The following is a 20817-nucleotide window of genomic DNA, read 5'->3' as shown; positions in this document are numbered from 1 at the left end:
TCATTCACCGGTGTGGCCCGGCCCCGGTGCCGGACCGCCGGGCCGGGGCGGTCGACGGGAACGGACGGCGCCCCGCGGGAGACCCGCGGGGCGCCGTGACCGGCTCAGGCCTTGCGGGCCCGCGCGGTCTTCTTCGCGGGCGTGGCCGCCTTCTTCGTCGCCGTGTCGTTGACGGACGCCGTGGCGGACGCCGTCCTCTTCGCCGTCGTCCCGGCCGCGACCGTCTTCTTCGCCGCCGTCCTGCGCGGGGCCTTCACCGTGGCCGCGTCGCTGATGCGGTCGGCGCCGAGGATCTCGCGCAGGAACTTGCCGGTGTGGCTGGCCGGCACCCCGGCGACCTCCTCGGGCGTGCCCTCGGCGACGACGAGCCCGCCGCCGGCTCCGCCCTCGGGGCCCATGTCGACGATCCAGTCGGCCGTCTTGATCACGTCGAGGTTGTGCTCGATGACGATGACCGTGTTGCCCTTGTCGACGAGGCCGGAGAGGACCTTCAGGAGCTTGCTGATGTCCTCGAAGTGCAGACCCGTGGTCGGCTCGTCCAGGACGTAGACCGTGCGGCCGGTGGAGCGGCGCTGCAGCTCGCTGGCGAGCTTGACGCGCTGGGCCTCACCGCCGGACAGGGTGGTCGCGGACTGGCCGAGCCGGACGTAGCCGAGGCCGACGTCCTTCAGCGTGTTGAGGTGGCGGGCGATCGCGGGGACGGCCTCGAAGAACCCGGTCGCCTCCTCGATCGGCATGTTCAGGACGTCGGCGATGGACTTGCCCTTGTAGTGGACCTCCAGGGTCTCCCGGTTGTAGCGGGCGCCGTGGCAGACCTCGCACGGGACGTAGACGTCCGGGAGGAAGTTCATCTCGATCTTGATCGTGCCGTCGCCCGAGCAGTTCTCGCAGCGGCCGCCCTTGACGTTGAAGGAGAACCGGCCGGGCATGTAGCCGCGCACCTTCGCCTCGGTCGTCTCGGCGAACAGCTTGCGGATGTGGTCGAAGACCCCGGTGTACGTGGCCGGGTTCGACCGGGGGGTGCGGCCGATGGGCGACTGGTCGACGTGGACGACCTTGTCGACGAGGTCGTCGCCGTCCACGCGCGTGTGACGCCCCGGAACGTTCCTCGCGCCGTTCAGCTCGCGGGCCAGGTGCGTGTACAGGATGTCGTTGACCAGGGTCGACTTGCCGGAGCCGGACACGCCCGTGACCGCGGTGAACACGCCGAGCGGGAACGAGACGTCGATGTCCTGGAGGTTGTTCTCCCGGGCGCCGTGGACCGTGAGCCGCCGGGACGGGTCGAGCGGGCGCCGGACGTCGGGCACCGGGATGGCCTTCTTCCCGGACAGGTACTGCCCGGTCTGCGACTCGGCGTTCGCGAGCAGTTCCTTCAGGGAGCCGCTGTGGACGACCTTGCCGCCGTGCTCGCCGGCGCCGGGGCCGATGTCGACGACCCAGTCGGCGACCTTGATGGTGTCCTCGTCGTGCTCGACGACGATGAGGGTGTTGCCCATGTCCCGCAGGCGGACGAGGGTCTCGATCAGCCGGTGGTTGTCCCGCTGGTGCAGGCCGATGGACGGCTCGTCGAGGACGTAGAGGACGCCGACGAGGCCGGAGCCGATCTGGGTGGCCAGGCGGATGCGCTGGGCCTCGCCGCCGGAGAGCGTGCCGGCCGCGCGGTTGAGGGAGAGGTAGTCGAGGCCGACGTCGACCAGGAACCGCAGCCGCTCGTTGACCTCCTTCAGCACGCGCTCGGCGATCTTCTTGTCGCGGGCGTTGAGCTTCAGCTCGCCCAGGAACTCCGCGCAGTCGCTGATGGACATCGCGGAGACCTCGGCGATGGACTTCTCCATGATCGTCACCGCGAGGACGATCGGCTTCAGGCGCGTGCCCTCGCAGGAGGGGCAGGGCACCTCGCGCATGTAGCCCTCGAAGCGCTCGCGGCTGGCGTCGCTCTCGGCGTCGCCGTGCCGGCGCTTGATGAAGGGGACGGCGCCCTCGAAGGGCGTCGTGTACACGCGCTCACGGCCGTACCGGTTGCGGTAGCGGACCTCGATCTGCGTCTTGTGGCCGTACAGGAGGGCCTTCTTGGCGCGCTGCGGCAGGCCCGCGAAGGGGATGTCCGTGCGGAATCCCAGCGCGTCCGCGAGGGCTCCGACCAGACGGCCGAAGTAGTCCTTGGTGTGGCCGTGCGACCAGGGGTGGATGGCGCCCTCGTCGAGGGACTTGTCCTCGTCGGGGACGATCAGCTCGGGGTCGACCTCCATGCGCGTGCCGATGCCGGTGCACTCGGGGCAGGCGCCGAAGGGCGAGTTGAAGGAGAAGGAGCGGGGCTCCAGCTCCTCGAAGGAGAGGTCGTCGTACGGGCAGTACAGGTGCTCCGAGTACATGCGCTCGCGCTCGGGGTCGTCCTCGGGGAGGTCGACGAAGTCGAGCACGACCATGCCGCCGGACAGGCCGAGGGCGGTCTCCACGGAGTCGGTGAGCCGGCGCTTGGCGGACTCCTTCACCGTGAGGCGGTCGACGACCACCTCGATGGTGTGCTTCTCCTGCTTCTTCAGCGTGGGCGGCTGGGAGAGCTGGACGGTCTCGCCGTCCACGCGCGCACGGGAGTAGCCCTTGGTCTGGAGCTCGGCGAAGAGGTCGAGGAACTCGCCCTTGCGCTCACGCACCAGCGGCGACAGCACCTGGAAGCGGCTCCCCTCCGGCAGCTCCAGGACCTTGTCGACGATGGCCTGCGGCGACTGGCGCGAGATCGGACGGCCGCACTCGGGACAGTGCGGCTTGCCGATGCGCGCGAAGAGCAGACGCAGGTAGTCGTAGACCTCGGTGATGGTGCCGACCGTGGAGCGCGGATTGCGCGAGGTCGACTTCTGGTCGATGGAGACCGCCGGGGAGAGGCCCTCGATGAAGTCGACGTCCGGCTTGTCCATCTGGCCGAGGAACTGGCGGGCGTACGAGGAGAGCGACTCCACGTAGCGCCGCTGGCCCTCGGCGAAGATCGTGTCGAAGGCGAGCGAGGACTTGCCCGACCCCGACAGACCCGTGAAGACGATGAGCGAGTCGCGCGGCAGGTCGAGCGAGACATTCTTGAGGTTGTGCTCGCGCGCGCCACGGACGATGAGACGGTCGGCCACGCCGGTCCGCACCTTTCTTGAGAGAAGTGACAGGGGCGGGGCCCCCGTCTTCCTCAGACTAGGGGGAGCCACTGACAACGCCGGTTCGGATTCACCGGTTGACAACAATTCCCGGCCATCCAGCATGCCCGACGCCGCCATCGACCATATAGCACATGGGTTCGATTCACGGGCATGGTCCGTCACCTTCACCCGAAGGGGTGGCGAAGCTAGGGTCGGCGCCATGACTGATCACGCCCATGACCTGGCGTCTGTACGCGACGCGACCGAGCGGCTGCTCACCGCGGTCACCGAGCTGGACGACGCGGCTGTGACAGAGCCGTCACGCCTGCCCGGCTGGAGCCGGGGGCATGTCCTGGCCCATCTGGCCCGCAACGCGGACGCCCTCGCGAACGTCCTCCGGGGCCTTCCGATGTACGTCTCCGGCGAGGCCCGGGACGCGGACATCGAGCGGGACGCCCCGCGCGCCCTGGACCTCCAGCTCGCGGACGTCCGGGACAGCGCCGCCGGTTTCCAGGAGGCGGCGGCCGCGCCCGCCGACTGGTCGCGCACGGTGGAGCTGCGCAACGGGGTCACCGACACCGCGGCCCGGGTGCCGTTCCGACGGTGGGCCGAGGTGGAGCTGCACCACGTGGACCTCGGCATCGGTTACGAGCTGGAGGACCTGCCGGCGGAGTTCACCGAACGGGAGATCGGCTTCCTCGCGGAGCGGTTCGCCGGCCGCCCCGAGGTGCCGCCGACCCGCCTGACGGACGGCACGCGCACGTGGCGCACCGGCCGAGAGACCGACGGCCCCGGCGTGACCGTCACGGGATCCCCGGCCGACCTCCTGGGCTGGCTCGCCGGACGTCGCGACGGATCGGGGCTGACCGTCGGTGGCGGACCGCTCCCGGCCCTCCCCCCGCTATAGGCTGGCCGTCATGACGTACAGCGGAGAGGTGACGGTCGGCGGCCCGGCGGACGTGCACGAGCTCAAGGACCTGATGATCACCAAGATCGCGGTCGGTCCGATGAACAACAACGCCTATCTGCTGCGGTGCCGGGCCACGGACGAGCAGCTGCTGATCGACGCGGCCGATGACGCGGACGCGTTGCTCGGCATGATCGGGGACGACGGCATCGCGTCCGTCGTCACCACCCACCGGCACGGCGACCACTGGCAGGCGCTCGCCGAGGTCGTGGCGGCCACGCACGCGCGTACGTACGCCGGCCGTGACGACGCCGAGGGCATCCCGGTGCCGACCGACGTCCCGGTCGACGACGGCGACGTCGTCCGGGTGGGGCAGGTGGAGCTCACCGCGCGCCATCTGGTCGGCCACACGCCGGGCTCGATCGCCCTCGTCTACGACGACCCGCACGGGCATCCCCACGTGTTCACGGGCGACTGCCTCTTCCCGGGCGGCGTCGGCAACACGCACAAGGACCCCCGGGCGTTCGCCCGTCTGATCCACGACGTCGAGACGAAGATCTTCGACGTGCTCCCGGACGAGACCTGGGTCTATCCGGGACACGGGAACGACACCACCCTGGGCGCCGAGCGCCCGCACCTGCCGGAGTGGCACGCGCGCGGGTGGTGACCGTCCCGCGCGTACGGGCGTGAGGCGGGCTACGCGGGACTCCCCGGTCCCCTTTGCCAGACCGTCCCGCGCGTACGGGCGTGAGGCGGGTCCGGAGCGGTGCGGGACGCGCGTCCGGCGGTGCGTGACGCGCATACGGGGCGCGCGTCATCGGACGCGCGCCCCGTGTGAACGGCGTGCACGCGCCGACGCCCCGTGCGCGCTCCCCGTACGCGTGGTGGCGCGGTCAACTGGTGGCAGCCCCGCGCGGGAGGACGACTCCCGTACGGAACGGGCCGCCGGTCCGCATTCCCCGCCCTCGGCCGGCGGCCCAGGCGCCTTCCTGCGGCTGCGGTCCGCGGCGGGAAGGCGCGCGGCGCCTCCCGCCGCGGATCGTGGAGGCGGGCCGACGGTGAGGGACGCGTTCCCGGGGACCGGTGCTCAGGCGTCGGCCCTGCCCGTCCCCGCCAGCGCGGCGACGCGTTCGACGGCGAACACGTACCCCTGCACACCGCACCCCGCGATGACTCCGTCGGCGCGCAGGGAGACGTACGAGTGGTGCCGGAACGACTCGCGCTTGTGGATGTTGGAGATGTGGACCTCCAGCACCGGCAGACCGTCGCAGGCGTTGAGCGCGTCCAGGATCGCGACCGAGGTGTGCGAGTAGGCGCCCGGGTTCATCACGATCCCGCAGTGGTCCAGGCGCGCCTCGTGGATCCAGTCGACCAGCTGACCCTCGTGGTTCGACTGCCGGAAGTCCACCGTGCCGCCGTGCGCGGCCGCCGCCTTGACGCACAGTTCCTCGACGTCGGCCAGGGTGTCGGAGCCGTAGATCTCCGGCTGGCGCTGTCCCAGGAGGTTCAGGTTGGGGCCGTTGAGGATCATGATCGGGGCGTCGGCGAGGGTGCGGGGCACGGTTCCTCCGGTCCGTTCGGGGTGGGGCGGCCCGTCGGACCGCTGCTGGGTCCCGGTTTATCACGGTGAAACGGCAGGACAGCAGGCCCTACCCTCGCGGCATGGTGATCCCCGCGTATGCGCCCAAGCCCTCACCCGGTGACCGCGTGGCCGTCGTCTCGCCGGCCTCGGGTCTGCCCGGGCTCTTCCCGCGCCCCTACGAGCTGGGCGTGCAACGGCTGCGCGAGGAGTTCGGTCTCGAACCGGTCGAGTACCCCACGACCCGCACGATGGGCGCCACACCGAGGGAGCGCGCCGACGACGTCCACGCGGCGTTCGCCGACCCGAGCGTGAAGGCGGTCTTCGCGTCGATCGGCGGCGACGACCAGATCACCGTCCTGCCGTTCCTGGACCGGGAGTTGATCCGCGCCAACCCGAAGCCCTTCTTCGGCGTGAGCGACAACACCAACCTGCTCGCCCACCTGTACAACACCGGCATCGTCGGCTACCACGGCGCGAGCGTGATGGTGGAACTCGGGCGGCCGGGGGCCATGAACCCGGTCACCGCCGACTCCCTGCGGGCGGCACTGTTCACCTCGGGCCCGTACGAACTGCGGCCCGCCGAGCGCTGGAACGACATCGACCGCGACTGGGCCGACCCGTCGACCTTCGAGGCGGAGCCGCAGACGCGGCCGGGCGGCGGATGGATCTGGCGCAACGCCGACCGCGTCGTGGAGGGCCGCGGCTGGGGCGGCAACCTGGAGATCCTCTCCTGGCTGCTGATGGCCGACCGGGAGATCTCGCACGACCTGTCCGTGTACGACGGCGGCGTGCTGTTCCTGGAGACCTCGGAGGAACTGCCGAGCGCCACGGAGGTCTTCCGCATCCTGCGCAACATGGGCGAGCGGGGCCTCCTGCGGCGTTTCCCGGCGCTGCTGATGGGCCGCGCCAAGACGTGGTCCTTCGAGCGCCCCAACAGCCCGGAGGAGGCCGCGCGGTACGCCACCGAGCAGCGCGAGGCGGTGCAGCGCGCGCTGGCGGCGTACGCCCCCGACACCCTGGCCGTCTTCGACGTGGACTTCGGCCACACCGATCCGCAGTTCGTCCTCCCCTACGGCGGGACGATCCGCGTCGACGGCCCCGCCCGGCGCATCACCGTCACCTACTGAGCCGACCGCCGGGGCGTTCCCTGGCCGCGCGCCCCCGCGCCCCGTCGTCACGGTGGGTGGCTGAGGTGTCCCGCGCGACGTGCGCACCGTGCGGGCACCGTCCGTGCCGCGGCTCGCGGCCGCCTCGCTCGCCCGGACGGCCGTCGAGTTCCACGGCTTCCTCGTCTGCGGGACCGCGGCCGCGCCGGTCCGGGCCCCTGTTCTTCCCGACGTTCTCACCGCTCGCGGGGACGCCGGCCGCCTTCGCGGCCTTCGGCGTGGACTTCGATGGCGCGGCCGCCGGGATCGGTGCTCTTCGGGCCCGTCGGGGACCGGCACGGCGGCGGCCGGTCCGCACCGTCCCCTGCCGCCGGAGGCGCGTCCGGCGACGGCGAGCGCCCGAGGCGCAGCCGGGGGCGGAAGTGAGGCCGGCCGCGGGGTGAGGGGCCGCTAGGGGTTGACCGCCAGCTCCAGGTACGCCGCGAACAGCACCAGGTGCACACCGCCCTGCAGCGGCGTGGCCCTCCCGGGCACCACGGTCAGCGAACTGACCACGACGGTCAGCGCGAGCAGCACCATGTAGGTGGGGCCGAGGCCCAGGACGAGCGGGCCGGAGAGCCAGACGGAGGCCAGGGCGACGGCGGGGATGGTCAGCCCGATGCTGGCCATCGCGGAGCCGAGCGCGAGGTTCAGGCTGGTCTGCACCCGGTCACGGCGGGCGGAGCGCAGGGCGGAGATCGTCTCGGGCAGCAGCACGAGCAGCGCGATGATCACACCCACGACGGCGTGGTGCAGCCCGGCGGCCTCCACACCGGACTCGATCGTGGGCGAGACGCCCTTGGCGAGGCCGACCACGCCGACCAGGGCCAGGCCGAGCAGGCCGAGGCTGATGAGGGCGGCCCGTGCCGACGGCGCGTCGGCGTGCTCCTCGGCGGTGATCACGTCGCCCTGCCGGGTGATCGGCAGGAAGTAGTCCCGGTGCCGGACGGTCTGGGTGGAGACGAACAGGCCGTAGAGGATCAGCGAGGACAGTGCGGCGAAGGTGAGCTGGACGGAGGAGAACTCCGGCCCCGGTTTGCTGGTGGTGAAGGTCGGCAGGACGAGGCTGAGCGTGGACAGCGTGGCGACGGTCGCCAGGGCGGCGCCGGTGCCCTCCGGGTTGAAGACGGCCGTGCCGTGCCGCAGGGAGGCCACCAGGAGGCACAGCCCGACGACGCCGTTGCACGTGATCATCACGGCGGCGAACACCGTGTCCCTGGCGAGCGTGGCGCTCTTGTCGCCACCGTCCACCATCAGGGTGACGATCAGGGCGACCTCGATGACCGTCACGGCCACCGCGAGCACCAGGGAGCCGAACGGTTCGCCGACCCGGTGGGCGATGACCTCCGCGTGGTGGACGGCTGCCAGGACGGAGCCGGCGAGGACCACGGTCACCAGCGCGACGATCACGCCGGGCAGGTCGCGGCCCCAGGTCAGGACCAACAGGACGACCGCGAACGCCGGCACGAGGGACGTCCACCGGTTCGCGATCGACCCGAGCCGAGCGGTCATGCAGCGATCGTCGCAGAGCGGCATGCGCTTCGCATGCCGGCCGGTACGGCCGGTGCGTCTGCCGCCCGGTGACGGCGTCCCCGGTGGGAAGGCCCGCATCCGGTGAAGTGCCGGAAGCGGAGCTCGGCACGGTGCCTAGCTCCGCTTCCGGGGACGGTCGTCGTCACGTCGCCCGTGGTCAGACGTCGATGCTGTCCTTCGCGGCGCCTTCCCTCCCGGTCCGCGCCTCCTCGGCCGCCGCCTGCTTGCGGGAGGCCCGCAGGCTGGTGATCGTGGTGACGGTCAGGACCGAGCAGATGACGCCGAGCGAGACCGGGATGCTGATCTCGGGGACGTGGACGCCGGACTCGTGCAGTGCGTGCAGGACCAGCTTCACGCCGATGAAGCCCAGGATGATCGACAGGCCGTAGCTCAGGTGGACCAGCTTCTTCAGCAGGCCGCCGATGAGGAAGTACAGCTGGCGCAGCCCCATCAGCGCGAACGCGTTGGCCGTGAAGACGATGTACGGGTCCTGCGTCAGGCCGAAGATCGCGGGGATGGAGTCGAGGGCGAAGAGCACGTCGGTGGTGCCGATCGCGAGCATCACGACCAGCATCGGGGTCATCACCCGCTTGCCGTTCTGCTGGATCCACAGCTTGGTGCCGTGGTAGCTGTCGGCGACACCGAACTTGCGCTCGGCGGCCTTGAGCAGCTTGTTCTCCTCGAACTCCTCGTCCTCCTCGTCGGCCCGGGCCTCCTGGACGAGTTTCCAGGCGGTCCAGATCAGGAAGGCGCCGAAGAGGTAGAACACCCAGGAGAAGCTGGCGATGATCGCCGCGCCCGCCGCGATGAAGACGGCGCGCAGGACCAGGGCTATGAGGACGCCGACGAGCAGGACCCGCTGCTGGTACTGCGACGGGACCGCGAACTTCGCCATGATCAGGACGAAGACGAAGAGGTTGTCGACGCTGAGCGACTTCTCGGTGATGAAGCCGGCGGCGAACTCGCCGGCGGGCTGGCTGCCGCCGAAGACCAGCAGACCGAGGCCGAAGAGTCCGGCGAGGGCGATCCAGACGACGGTCCAGATGCCGGCTTCCTTGATCGAGACGTCGTGCGGCTTGCGGCCGATGAAGAAGTCGACCGCGATGAGGGCGGCAAGGCCCACGATGGTCAGGACCCACAGGGTCGTGGAAACATCCACTGCGCCTCCGGCAGTACGTAACGGCAAGTGATCAGCGCCGTCGCGCTGCCGGAGGTCTCTTCCACCCCGGGTCCCGTCACGCGGTGCGCGCGGGACCACACGGGCCGACGCCCCGGGATCTGGCCTGATCCGTATTGACGGGTACGTCGCAGCAGGTAGGGAGTACTCCCCTCCGTACGGAAGACAGTACCCGAACTACCAAGGATTGGTAAAGAGCCAGGCAAAAGAAAGACCAAAAGCGCTGGTCAGTCGTCCTTTACGGATGCTTGGTGCGGCCGCCGGACCGGGTCAGCCGCGCCATGAACGGCGGGCCTCGGCGACCTGCGTGAGGACGTGGTGGAGCACCTGGCTGCCGTGCGGCACGAGGGGCGGTTCATAGGTCCAGGCGTGCCCGACCCAGGGGTCGGCAAGGTGGTCGTCGGGCACCGGCGTCAGACGCATCAGCCCGCGCCACAGCGGATCCAGCAACGGTCCGTAACCGTCGGCGTCCTCGCGGTCGGCGACCAGCATCAGGTGGACCCCGACGGAAGGTCCCTCGTCCGCGAGGTAGCGCAGCTGGTTCACCGCGCGGTCGTCGAAGCCGTGCGGGAAGTCGTTGACGACCAGGAGTTGCTGGGACGTGTCGAAGCCGGGCGGGAGCGAGTCGGCCGCGCCGCCCCGCACCGCCATCTGCACCAGGTCGACGCGCTGGGTGAGCCGGCCCAGGACGTCCGCCACGCCGGCCGCGCCGATCGCGGGCGGGGACGCGAGCACGCCGGTCTGCACCAGCGGGACCAGGGCCTGGGCACCCGAGCCGGCCGGGTCTATGACGTGCACGGTGAACTCGTCCGCCGGATGCACCGCCAGCAGGCGTGCCGTGTGCGCCACGGCCGACTCCATGGCGAGCCGCCGCATGTCGTGGGAGTCGGTGAAGGCGCCGTCGGACGAGCCGGTCCGACCGCTGTCGATCCACAGCCCGCGCTCCAGCGGGAGACGGATCAGCATCGGGATCCGCAGCCGCTCGCTCTCGGGCAGGTGGAGGTCGCCCAGCCGCAGGGCCATGGGCATCTCCATGGGGACGCGGTAGGCGTGCCAGGACGGGTTGTCCCAGCGGGCGTACGCCGGCGGCAGCGCGGGTTCGACGACGTCGGCCTCGGCGGCGAGCTGGGCGAGGTCCCGGTCCAGGGCCTGCCGGGCCTGGTCGACGAGCTGGGTGTGCTTGGCGCGGGCGCTCTCACGGGCCGCGTCGCCCTGGCCGCCGATGCGGCTGCGCGGGTCGGACAGGACCTCGTCGAGCTCCTTCTCCCTGCGCGTGTCGGCGAAGTCGACGGCGCTGCGGTAGGCGGCGGCGGTACGGGCCAGGTCCTCGAACATGCCCCAGACCTGGTTGTAGAGCCGCTCCTCCATGGACCAGCCGGTCGCGTCCCCGGCCACGGGCTGTGCGGGCTGCCCGGGCTGGGCCGGGGGCGCGGAGGGCGGGGGCGGCGGTGCGGTGTTCCGCCGGCGCGGATGGCTGTAGTCGACCGGGCCGCCGGCAGTGGGCGCCGTCGGCGGCGGGGCGGCCGGCTGCGGGGGGACCGACGGGTCCCCCGGCGCGGAACCCGTGGGGTAGCCCGTCCCCGGGGCCGGGGAGCCCGGCGTCTGCGCGGCGGAGCCCTGGGCTGCCGTGTACGGGCCGGCGGCGCCCTGGGTGCCCTGTCCGCCGTACGGGGAGCCGCTCGGGTCCTGGCCGAGGGCGGACGCGGCCGTCTGCCGGGAGCGGTCGCCGTCCGTCGTGCGCGGCTGGGGGGCCGGCACCGAGCGGGCCAGGCCCTGGGCCACGGCGTCGTTCACCCCGGCGGCGACCTGGTGGGCCTGCGGCAGGCCCTGGTCGGTGAGCAGCTCGGCGAGACCGCCGGCGTAGCCCTGGCCGACCGCGCGCACCTTCCAGGCGCCCTGGCGCCGGTACAGCTCCAGGGCGACGACGGCCGACTCGGCGTCGAGGCCGATGAGGGTGTAGCTGGCGACCTCGGTGCCGTCGAGGCCGGTGACCGCGACGAAGGGGGCCGCGAGGGAGCCGAAGCCGACCGGCCCCCCGACGCCCGCGGGCAGGGCGAGCAGGATGCTGACGCGGTGCACGGCCGCCGCCACGGCGTCCAGGTCCACCGCGAGGCGGTGGTCGGCCGCCGCCTGCCGCGAGACCTCGACGCCGGGCAGGACGGGTGCGCCCGGGTGGGCCACCCCTTCCACGCCGTGGATCCTGCCGTTCTCGTCGCTGAGCGTGGCACCGGCCACGATCGGCGTGCCGGCCGAGATCCTGATCTCGAGGCGGACCTCGGAGAGCGGGTGGTTCTGCCCCCGCACCAGCTCGGCCGTCATCGCCTGTCGTCCCCCTGTGTCGCGTGTGGTGTCGTGGTGTGGCGCTCGCCGGGCCCTACAGCACCGGCAGGATGGCGGGCATCAGGTCCTGGAAGGTGCGGCCGTTGGCCGGGCTGCCGAGGGCCGTCATGTTCCAGCCGCTGCCCGCGCGGTGCACCTTGGCCATGATCTGGGCCGTGTACGCGCCGCCGCCCGCGAGCGTGTAGCGGGCGAGCTCCTGGCCGTTGGTCTCGTCGACCAGACGGCAGAAGGCGTTCTGCACCTCCTGGAACGTCTGGCCCGTGAAGGAGTTCACGGTGAAGACGATCTGGTCGATGTGGACCGGGACGCGGGCCAGGTCGACGAGGATCGCCTCGTCGTCGCCGCCCTGGCCGACACCGCCGACGAGGTTGTCACCGGTGTGGCGGACGGAGCCGTCGTCGCTCACCAGGTGGCGGAAGAAGACGACGTCGACCGGCTGCTTGTCCGCGAACAGGACCGCGGAGGCGTCGAGGTCGATCTCCCGGGTGCGGGAGCCGAACAGGCCGCGCCGGGGGGCCGCCTGCCAGCCGAGACCCATGCGCACCGCGGTCAGGCTGCCTCCGTCGTTCTTCTGCAGACTGATGGCCTGACCCTTGGTCATGTTGACGGTCACGCGCTGTTTCCCCTCTCGAACTGTCCCCTGTTGCCGCGGACCCGCGGTTGACGAAAACCCTACGCAAGGGCACCGACAACGCCGTACCCGGGCCCGCACTTTGTGTCGTTCTTGCAACACAGTGCGTACGACCGCCCGGGGCCGCCTGGTCCCTCAGGCCAGGCCGGCCTCCTTCATCTGGCGCAGCTCCTTCTTCATCTCGGAGACCTCGTCGCGCAGCCGGGCGGCGATCTCGAACCGGAGGTCCGCCGCGGCGGCCCGCATGCGCTCCGTCATCTCCTCGATCTGCTCGGCGAGTTCGGCCGCGGGGCGGTCGGTCGGGACCGTCTCCTTGGCCTTGCCCCTGGCGGGCTTGGCCGCCTTCGCCCCCTGGGCCGCCTTGTCGCCGAGGGAGGGCACCGGCGCCTTGGTGCCCCGGCCGTCCTTCTTCGCGCGGTAGCCGGAGCCGAGCAGTTGCTCGGTGTCGACCTCCTCGCGGGCGATCTGGGCGACGATGTCGTTGATCTTCTTGCGCAGCGGCTGCGGGTCGATGCCGTTCGCCTTGTTGTAGGCGATCTGCTTCTCCCTGCGGCGGTTGGTCTCCTCGATGGCGCGCTCCATCGCGGGGGTGATCTTGTCCGCGTACATGTGGACCTGGCCCGAGACGTTGCGCGCGGCGCGGCCGATGGTCTGGATGAGGGAGGTGCCGGAGCGCAGGAAGCCCTCCTTGTCGGCGTCGAGGATCGCCACCAGGGACACCTCGGGCAGGTCGAGGCCCTCCCGCAGCAGGTTGATGCCGACCAGGACGTCGAACTCGCCGCTGCGCAGCTCGCGCAGCAGCTCCACGCGGCGCAGCGTGTCGACGTCGCTGTGCAGGTAGCGCACCTGGATGCCCAGTTCCAGGAAGTAGTCCGTGAGGTCCTCGGCCATCTTCTTGGTGAGGGTGGTGACCAGGACGCGCTCGTCCTTCTCGACCCGTGTGCGGATCTCGTGCACCAGGTCGTCGATCTGGCCCTCGGTGGGCTTGACCACGACCTCCGGGTCGATGAGGCCGGTCGGGCGGATGATCTGCTCGACGACCCCGTCCCCGCGCGAGAGCTCGTAGGCGCCGGGCGTCGCCGACAGGTACACGGTCTGTCCGATGCGCTCCTGGAACTCCTCCCACTTCAGGGGACGGTTGTCGAGGGCGGAGGGGAGGCGGAAGCCGTGGTCGACGAGGGTGCGCTTGCGGGAGGCGTCGCCCTCGTACATGGCGCCGATCTGCGGCACGGTGACGTGCGACTCGTCGATGACGAGCAGGAAGTCGTCGGGGAAGTAGTCGAGCAGGGTGTTCGGCGGGGAGCCCGGCAGACGGCCGTCGAAGTGCATCGAGTAGTTCTCCACGCCGGAGCAGGTGCCGATCTGGCGGAGCATCTCGATGTCGTACGTGGTCCGCATGCGCAGCCGCTGGGCCTCCAGGAGCTTGCCCTGCTTCTCCAGCTCGGCCAGGCGCTCCCCGAGCTCCTTCTCGATGTCGTTGACCGCCCGCTCCATGCGCTCGGGGCCGGCGACGTAGTGGGAGGCCGGGAAGACGTACAGCTGCTCGTCGTCGCTGATGATCTCGCCGGTGAGCGGGTGAAGGGTGGAGAGGGCCTCGATCTCGTCCCCGAACATCTCGATGCGCACGGCGAGCTCCTCGTAGACCGGGAAGATCTCGATGGTGTCGCCGCGCACGCGGAACGTGCCGCGGGTGAACGCCATGTCGTTGCGCGTGTACTGGATGTCCACGAAGCGTCGCAGCAGCTCGTCCCGGTCGATCTCCTCGCCGACCCTGAGGGGGACCATGCGGTCCACGTACTCCTGCGGAGTGCCGAGGCCGTAGATGCAGGAGACCGAGGCGACCACCACGACGTCCCGGCGGGTGAGCAGCGAGTTGGTCGCGGAGTGGCGCAGCCGCTCGACCTCCTCGTTGATCGAGGAGTCCTTCTCGATGTAGGTGTCCGACTGCGGGACGTACGCCTCGGGCTGGTAGTAGTCGTAGTACGAGACGAAGTACTCGACCGCGTTGTTCGGCAGCAGTTCCCGGAACTCGTTCGCCAGCTGGGCGGCCAGGGTCTTGTTCGGCGCCATCACGAGCGTGGGGCGCTGGAGCTTCTCGATCATCCACGCGGTGGTGGCGGACTTGCCGGTGCCGGTCGCGCCGAGGAGGACGACGTCCTTCTCGCCGGCCTCGATGCGCCGGGCGAGGTCGGCGATGGCCGTCGGCTGGTCGCCGCTGGGCTGGTAGGGGCTGACGACCTCGAAGGGCGCCACCGTGCGTTCGATCTGGGAAACGGGCCGCATGCCATCCACCGTACGACCCCCCACTGACAATGGGCTCCGATCAGCGGCTCTGCGGTGTCCGGGACGCGTGGTGGGCCACCTCGTGGCGGCTGCGCGGCGGGACCCGGCGGGCGGGGGGCGCGGCGGGGCGGCGGGCGGGGACCCCGGCCGGGTGCTCGACGGGGGTCCGGCCGGACTTGCCCATGATCATCAGCGGGTCGAACAGGACGACGACGCCGGCGAGGCAGAGGAAGGCGAGCGGGCCGATCAGCATCGGGGCGAGCAGCCCGGCGGGCGAGTCGCCCGGGGACGGCGTTCCGCCGGCGTGCAGGTCGACGCTGACGGCGGCCATGCCCGTGTAGTGCATGCCGGAGACGGCCAGGCCCATGATCAGGCCGGCGCCCACGCTCCACAGGAAGCCCCTCACCTGTCCCGCGGCCCACAGGGCGGCGGTGGCGGCGACCACGGCTATGAGGACGGAGACGGCGACGGTGAGCGTGTTGTACTGCATCCTGCCGTTGAAGCGCATGCCGGCCATGCCCAGGTAGTGCATCGAGGCGATGCCCAGGCCGGTGATGGTGCCGCCGGTGAACAGGGCCGTGCCGGTCGCTCCCTTGTAGCCGACCATGAAGATGCCTATGCCCACCATCACGACGGCGACGCCGAGGCTGGCGTAGGTGGTCGGTCTGTCGTAGTGGATCGGGGCCCCTGCGACCGTGAAGCCCGTCATCGCGATGAAGTGCATGGTCCAGATGCCGGAGCCGATCGCCGCGGAGCCGAGCGCGAGCCATCCGGGGCGCCAGGAGTGGGTCACGAGCAGGGCTCTGGTGGTGCACCGCAGACCGAGGGCGCCGCCGAGGCACGCCATGAGGTAGGCCACCAGCGGTGTGACGATTCCGTAGCTGAATCCGTCGACCGTGCCGTGCATGCGCGGTTGCCTTTCCGCCCTGTTGCTGGATGTCCCTGAGTCGCGCCCCCTCCCAGTTCGGCGCGAGCGGCCAGGGGTGACGCAGAGAGTATGACCCCGACCGGAATGGTCGAACGATTCTCCGGCAAAGAAACACGTCCTTCCCACATGTGCGGCCCCGGTGGCAGCCGCGACGCGCCTTCACGCGTGCCTGAGGCCGTCCCCGCCTCCCCTCCTCGTTGACGCTCCGCTGTCACACTGACGCTGTACGTGACCGTTCGACGCGAGGAGTACGCATGTACGCGCGCGCAGCCGCCGCCTCGGCCATCGCGCTCCTGGGCGCCGTCGCCCTGCTGCTCTTCGTCCCCCACGCGCGCGGGAGTGCCGCCCGGCCCGAGGTGATCGCCCACCGGGGTGCTTCCGCGCTGGCGCCGGAGAACACCCTGGCCGCGGTCGACGCGGCCGCGTGCCTGGGCGTCCGCTGGGTGGAGAACGACGTCCAGCGCACCAGGGACGGCGAACTCGTCGTGATCCACGACGCCAGCCTCAGCCGGACGACCGACGTCGAGGAGGTGTTCCCGGGGCGCGCTCCCTGGCAGGTGAGGGATTTCACCGCGGCGGAGATCGCACGGCTCGACGCGGGCAGGTGGTTCGGCTCCGCGTACGCGGGCGCGCGCGTGCCGACGCTGAGGGAGTACGTGCGCCGTGTCGAACGGAACCACCAGAAGCTGCTGCTGGAGATCAAGAACCCCGGGCTGTACCCGGGCATCGAGCGGGAGACCTTGAAGGTGCTGGGCGACGAGGGCTGGCTCGACCGCCGGCACCTCGCCGGCCGGCTGGTCGTGCAGAGCTTCGGCGCCGGCAGTCTGCGGACCCTCCACGATCTGGAACCGGCGGTGACGACCGGGCTGCTGGGCAGACCGCCCGTGGCCGACCTGCCCCGGTACGCGGTCTTCGCCGACCTGATCAACCCCTCCCACACGTCCGTGTCGCCGGACTACGTGGCCGCCGTGCACGCGGTCACCGGGCCGCACGGGACACCGCTGGAGGTCTTCGTCTGGACCGTCGACCAGGCCTCCGCCGCACGGACCATGGCCGGGTACGGCGTCGACGGCATCATCACCAACAGACCCGACCTGGTGCGGGAGTCCCTGCCCCGCTCGTGACGCCCGGCGTCCGCCGGCCGGTGCCGCCGCCCGCGGGACCGTTGTCGGTGGCGGGCCGTACGGTGGGCGCATGGACAGCCATGGGCAGTACGAGCAGCAGGTCGTGTGGGCCGTGGTCGGCACCGACATCGGTCCCCTGCTGCTGGCCGCGACCCGCGAGGGTCTGGTCAACGTCGTGTTCCACGCCACCGGCACCGTGCGCGACAAGGCGCTCGCCCGTCTCGCGGACCGCCTGGGCGCCGAGCCCGTCGAGGCGCCCGGCTCCCCGTTGCTGACCGAGGCGATACGTCAGGTCGAGGACTACTTCGCGGGTGCGCGGCGCGACTTCGCGCTGCCCCTGGACTGGTCGCTGATCTCCGGCTTCAACCGCCAGGTCCTGCGCGAGCTCGCCTCCGGTGTCGCGTACGGGGCGGTCGTCGGGTACGGCGACCTGGCGAAACGGGTGGGCCAGCCGGGGGCCGCGCAGGCCGTCGGGACGGCGATGGGCGCCAACCCGCTGCCCGTGGTCGTGCCCTGTCACCGGGTCGTGGAGCGCGACGGCGGGATCGGCGGCTTCGGCGGCGGCCTGGAGACCAAGCGCAAGCTGCTCGCCCTGGAAGGGGTGCTGCCCCAGCCGCTGTTCTGACCGGGGGCCGAGCGCGTCGAGGTCCGCCCGCGGCCGTGCGCGGCAGACAGGGTTCACGGGGGCGGCCCGCGCTCCGCGCGGCACCGTCAGGTGTTCCGCGGACCGCGGCGAGCGGGTCGTGCCCCCGCGGGACGACGTGGTCGAGACGTGCCGTGGGGTCCCTCACGCGTTCCCGGCCGGTGTCGTCCCCCACAGGCCGCAAGGGTTTGACCCGGGGCGCCGCCCGCCAGGGATGAGGGAGGACCGACGGACGGGAGGCGGGCACGTGGTGCTGGTGGTGTCGGAAGAGGTGCGGGAGGCGGTTGACGCGCGTCGCCCCGTGGTGGCCCTGGAGTCCACGATCATCGCCCATGGGCTGCCGCGGCCGCGCAACCTGCGGGTGGCGCTGGAGCTGGAGGCGGTCGTGCGCGCGGAGGGCGCCGTGCCGGCCACGATCGCCGTGCTGGACGGGCGGCCCTGTGTCGGCCTCGACGAAAAGCAGCTGGAGCGGGTCGCCGACGAGGACGGGATCCGCAAGCTGGGCCACCGTGACCTGCCGCTCGCCGTCGCCTCGGGGGCGAGCGGGGCGACCACGGTGTCGGCGACCGCGCTGCTGGCCGCGCGGGCCGGCGTCAGGGTGTTCGCCACGGGTGGGCTCGGTGGGGTGCACCGCGAGTGGACGGTGACCCAGGACGAGTCCGCCGACCTGGGTCTGCTGGCGCGCACGCGGATCACCGTGGTGTGCGCCGGGGTGAAGTCGATCCTGGACGTGCCGGCGACCCTGCAACGGCTGGAGACGCTGGGCGTCGCCGTGGCCGGGTACGGCACGGACCGCTTCCCCGGCTTCTACCTGTCGGACTCGGGGCATCCGGTGGACTGGAGGCTGGACAGCCCCCAGGAGGTGGCGGAGGTGATGCGGGCGCAGGACGCGCTCGGCGCGCCGGAGTCGGCGCTGATCGTGGCCCGTCCCGTTCCGGAGGAGGAGCAGCTGGATCCGGAGCTGCACGCGCGTGTGCTGGCCGAAGCGCTGCGCGCGTGCGAGCAGCAGGGGGTGACCGGTCAGGCCGTGACGCCGTTCCTGCTCGACCACCTGGTCCGGCACACCGGGGGCGCGTCCCTGAGCGCCAATCTGGCGGCGGTGCGGGGCAACGTACGGCTGGCGGCGCGGATCGCCGCGGCGTGGGCCGGGGCGTGACCGGCAGGCCGGGCGGGGCCGGCCGGCGGTCCGCTCCGGGGGCGGACTCGCCCGCGGAGGCCGGGCCGCGGCCGGTCACGGGCCGGGGGCCCGACGGGATGCGGGAAGCGCCGGGGGCGGATGCCGGGGAGCGCGCGGAGGGACCCGCGCGGAGGGGGGCGCTGCTGGTCGTCGGGGACGTCGTGACGGACGTCGTCGCGCGGCACCGGGGGCCGCTGGCCTCGGGGACGGACACGGCCGCCGTGATCCGGACGCTGCCGGGCGGAGCAGGGGCCAATGTGGCCTGCTGGGCGGCGCACTGGGGCTGTGCGGACGTCCGGCTGCTCGGCCGGGTGGGGGCGGACGGGGTGGCCTGGCACGAGCGGGAGCTGATCGGTTGCGGGGTGCGGCCCCGGCTGGTCGTCGATCCCGAGGCGTCGACCGGTACGGTGATCTGCCTGGTCGACACCGGTTCCGCGGCCGAGCGGACGTTCCTCACCGACAGCGGCGCGTCGCTGAGGCTCGGTCCCGGCGACTGGTCGGACTCCCTGCTCGACGGGGTGGGCCGGCTGCACCTGTCGGGTTACCTCTTGTTCTCCGCGTCCGGACGCGCGCTGGTGCGCACGGCGGTGACGTCGGCACGCGCGCGGGGTGTGCCGGTGAGCCTCGACCCGGCGTCGGCGGGATTCCTGCCGGAACTGGGTGCGGACCGGTTCCTGGCGCTCGTCCGGGGGGTGGACGTGCTGCTGCCCAGCCGCGACGAGGCCTGTCTGCTGACCGGGCTGCCGGACGGGGCGGACGCGGCGGCCGCGCTGAGCCGCCACGTTCCGCTGGTGGTGGCCAAGCAGGGCGCGGACGGCGCGCTGGTGGCCCGCGACGGCGCCGTGACCGGCCGGGTCCCCGCCGTTGCCGCGACGCCCCGGGACACCACGGGCGCCGGTGACGCTTTCACGGGCGCGTTCCTCGCCGCCCTGCTCGCGGGCGCCGGGCCCGGCGTCGCGGCGGCCGAGGGCTGCCGGGCGGGCGCGCGGGCGGTGGAACGGGTGGGCGGCAGACCGTCCGCGGCCGCGGACGCGGAGGTGCCGGCGGCGGACTTGTCCACGCCGACCGGCGGCAGCGGGGCGACGACGGCGCGGCCGAGGCCCGGCGACCGCACGGCACCGGTGACCGGGCCGGCGGCCGGCGCCGGCCGCCCGGCGCCGAGGACGGACCCCCGTCCCGCGGGCTGAGCCCGCCGGACGGCGGCACTCCTCGGACGGCCGGGGAACGACGCGGCGGCCGCGGCGACACGGCCGGTCCCGGACCACGACGTCACCGGGTGCCGGGCGACGACGTGCCCCCGGATGTCCGCGGGCGGCTGCACGCCGGCGGAGGGTGTCGACGCGACGGGCCCCTCCCGCTCGAGCGGAGCGGGGAGGGCAAGGTGCGCCGGCCCCGCGTCGGCTCCGGACGACGGGCCCTAGTTCTTGCGCCCCCACGCCGAGATCATCGGCGCCGTCGCGAGGTCCATGCCGCCGGAGGCGACGTTGGCGAGGTGCCGGTCGATGTCCTCGTCGGTCGCCAGTCCGGCGGCCACGAGGTCGCCGCGGATCTGTCGGACCGTCGCGGATTCCAGGGCGGCGCAGGCCGGCGAGGCGACCGGGAAGTAGGCGTCGGCCTCGACGCGGAGCAGTCCGGCTTCGCGGAGCAGACGCGGGAGCCTGCGGCCGTAGGAGAGGTCGGCGCCCCGGTCGGCGAGGAGCTTGCGGAAGCCGTGCCGGAGCCGGTTCGCCAGTTGCTGTTCGGGGCCGTGCTCCTCGGGGCACGGCAGCGGCTGCAGGGCGGGGTCGGCGTCCTCGACGAGGAGCCGTCCGCCGGAACGCAGCGCACCGGCCATCGAGCGCAGCGCCCTTTCCCGGTCCGGTACGTGGACCAGGACGAGCCGGGCGTGCACCAGGTCGAAGCCCTCTCCCGGCGGCTCCTCGGCGCCGACGTCGTGGACGCGCACCTCGACCGGCGGGCGGGCGGCCGGGGCCAGCCGCGAGGTGTCGATGTCGGTCGCGACGACCTTGCCGGTCGGCCCGACCTTCTTCGCCAGCCAGGACACCACGGAGGTGCCGCCCGCACCGACCTCCCAGCAGCGCCAGCCGGGTCCGACGCCGAGGCCTTCGAGGTGCCGGAACGTCGTGGGGTCGAAGAGGTCGGCGAAGGCGTCGAAGCGTTCTCCCGCCTCGTCCCGCCGGTTGTCGAGGAGGTACCCGTCGGATCGCGTCATGTCACGATCATCC

General features: G+C 72.3%; 16 protein-coding genes and 1 pseudogene. 8 read left to right on the top strand and 9 right to left on the bottom strand.

The genetic code is table 11. The features are described 5' to 3' along the window. Positions 1-104 precede the first annotated feature (104 nt). The gene (gene uvrA / locus ACH4F6_RS25800) at positions 105-3119 is read right to left on the bottom strand and encodes an excinuclease ABC subunit UvrA (RefSeq protein ID WP_397962705.1); all 3015 of its coding nucleotides are present in this window, start codon (positions 3117-3119) and stop codon (positions 105-107) included. Positions 3120-3342: 223 nt separating this feature from the next. On the opposite strand from uvrA, the gene ACH4F6_RS25795 reads away from it, so the two are divergent. Then, a complete protein-coding gene (locus tag ACH4F6_RS25795) occupies positions 3343-4029 on the top strand; it encodes a maleylpyruvate isomerase family mycothiol-dependent enzyme (protein ID WP_397962704.1) in 687 nt (228 codons plus the stop codon). A 10-nt stretch (positions 4030-4039) separates the two neighbouring features. Next, positions 4040-4696, top strand: a complete 657-nt coding sequence (locus ACH4F6_RS25790; protein ID WP_397962703.1) for an MBL fold metallo-hydrolase — start codon at positions 4040-4042, stop codon at positions 4694-4696. Positions 4697-5116: 420 nt separating this feature from the next. Here the strand turns inward: ACH4F6_RS25790 and aroQ are convergent, their stop codons facing one another. Next, the gene (gene aroQ, locus ACH4F6_RS25785; RefSeq protein WP_397962702.1) at positions 5117-5590 is read right to left on the bottom strand and encodes a type II 3-dehydroquinate dehydratase; all 474 of its coding nucleotides are present in this window, start codon (positions 5588-5590) and stop codon (positions 5117-5119) included. 101 nt (positions 5591-5691) lie between these two features. On the opposite strand from aroQ, the gene ACH4F6_RS25780 reads away from it, so the two are divergent. Both ACH4F6_RS25780 and ACH4F6_RS25775 read left to right on the top strand, forming a co-directional pair. Then, the gene (locus ACH4F6_RS25780; protein ID WP_397962701.1) at positions 5692-6738 is read left to right on the top strand and encodes a S66 peptidase family protein; all 1047 of its coding nucleotides are present in this window, start codon (positions 5692-5694) and stop codon (positions 6736-6738) included. A gap of 103 nt (positions 6739-6841) precedes the next feature. Beyond that, a pseudogene (locus ACH4F6_RS25775) lies at positions 6842-7059 on the top strand (MFS transporter); the annotation flags it as partial. Between the two features lie 108 nt (positions 7060-7167). Here the strand turns inward: ACH4F6_RS25775 and ACH4F6_RS25770 are convergent. The 6 genes from ACH4F6_RS25770 to ACH4F6_RS25745 form a co-directional block, all read right to left on the bottom strand. Further along, the gene (locus ACH4F6_RS25770) at positions 7168-8268 is read right to left on the bottom strand and encodes a calcium:proton antiporter (RefSeq protein ID WP_397962700.1); all 1101 of its coding nucleotides are present in this window, start codon (positions 8266-8268) and stop codon (positions 7168-7170) included. 178 nt (positions 8269-8446) lie between these two features. Continuing rightward, entirely contained in the window at positions 8447-9448 is a 1002-nt protein-coding gene (locus tag ACH4F6_RS25765; protein WP_397962699.1) for a TerC/Alx family metal homeostasis membrane protein, read from the bottom strand. A 288-nt stretch (positions 9449-9736) separates the two neighbouring features. Then, entirely contained in the window at positions 9737-11785 is a 2049-nt protein-coding gene (locus ACH4F6_RS25760) for a TerD family protein (protein ID WP_397962698.1), read from the bottom strand. 55 nt (positions 11786-11840) lie between these two features. Continuing rightward, positions 11841-12419 (bottom strand): TerD family protein, encoded by a 579-nt coding sequence (locus ACH4F6_RS25755; protein WP_397962697.1) that lies wholly within the window; start codon positions 12417-12419, stop codon positions 11841-11843. A 153-nt stretch (positions 12420-12572) separates the two neighbouring features. After that, positions 12573-14720: an excinuclease ABC subunit UvrB gene (gene uvrB, locus ACH4F6_RS25750; protein ID WP_397962696.1), complete on the bottom strand. Its 2148-nt coding sequence runs from the start codon at positions 14718-14720 to the stop codon at positions 12573-12575. A gap of 40 nt (positions 14721-14760) precedes the next feature. After that, positions 14761-15627 (bottom strand): MHYT domain-containing protein, encoded by an 867-nt coding sequence (locus ACH4F6_RS25745; RefSeq protein ID WP_397962695.1) that lies wholly within the window; start codon positions 15625-15627, stop codon positions 14761-14763. Positions 15628-15902: 275 nt separating this feature from the next. Here ACH4F6_RS25745 and ACH4F6_RS25740 point away from each other — a divergent pair, with 275 nt between their 5' ends. The 4 genes from ACH4F6_RS25740 to ACH4F6_RS25725 all read left to right on the top strand — a co-directional run bounded on the left by ACH4F6_RS25740 (position 15903) and on the right by ACH4F6_RS25725 (position 19779). After that, entirely contained in the window at positions 15903-16772 is an 870-nt protein-coding gene (locus ACH4F6_RS25740; protein ID WP_397962694.1) for a glycerophosphodiester phosphodiesterase, read from the top strand. A gap of 70 nt (positions 16773-16842) precedes the next feature. Then, positions 16843-17397, top strand: coding sequence for a methylated-DNA--[protein]-cysteine S-methyltransferase (locus ACH4F6_RS25735; RefSeq protein ID WP_397962693.1), 555 nt, complete (start codon positions 16843-16845; stop codon positions 17395-17397). Positions 17398-17662: 265 nt separating this feature from the next. Continuing rightward, on the top strand, positions 17663-18571 hold the full coding sequence (locus ACH4F6_RS25730; RefSeq protein ID WP_397962692.1) for a pseudouridine-5'-phosphate glycosidase: 909 nt from the start codon (positions 17663-17665) through the stop codon (positions 18569-18571). 98 nt (positions 18572-18669) lie between these two features. Next, positions 18670-19779 carry a carbohydrate kinase family protein gene (locus ACH4F6_RS25725; RefSeq protein ID WP_397962691.1) on the top strand — a complete coding sequence of 370 codons (1110 nt, stop codon included), beginning with the start codon at positions 18670-18672 and terminating at the stop codon, positions 19777-19779. A gap of 230 nt (positions 19780-20009) precedes the next feature. On the opposite strand, the gene ACH4F6_RS25720 is transcribed toward ACH4F6_RS25725, so the two are convergent. Beyond that, complete coding sequence (locus tag ACH4F6_RS25720; RefSeq protein WP_397962690.1) at positions 20010-20804, bottom strand: methyltransferase; 795 nt, start codon at positions 20802-20804, stop codon at positions 20010-20012. Positions 20805-20817: the final 13 nt, after the last annotated feature.

Source organism: Streptomyces sp. NPDC017936 (assembly GCF_044328485.1).
Classification (GTDB): Bacteria; Actinomycetota; Actinomycetes; order Streptomycetales; family Streptomycetaceae; genus Streptomyces.
This window is presented reverse-complemented; position numbering and strand designations above follow the sequence as displayed.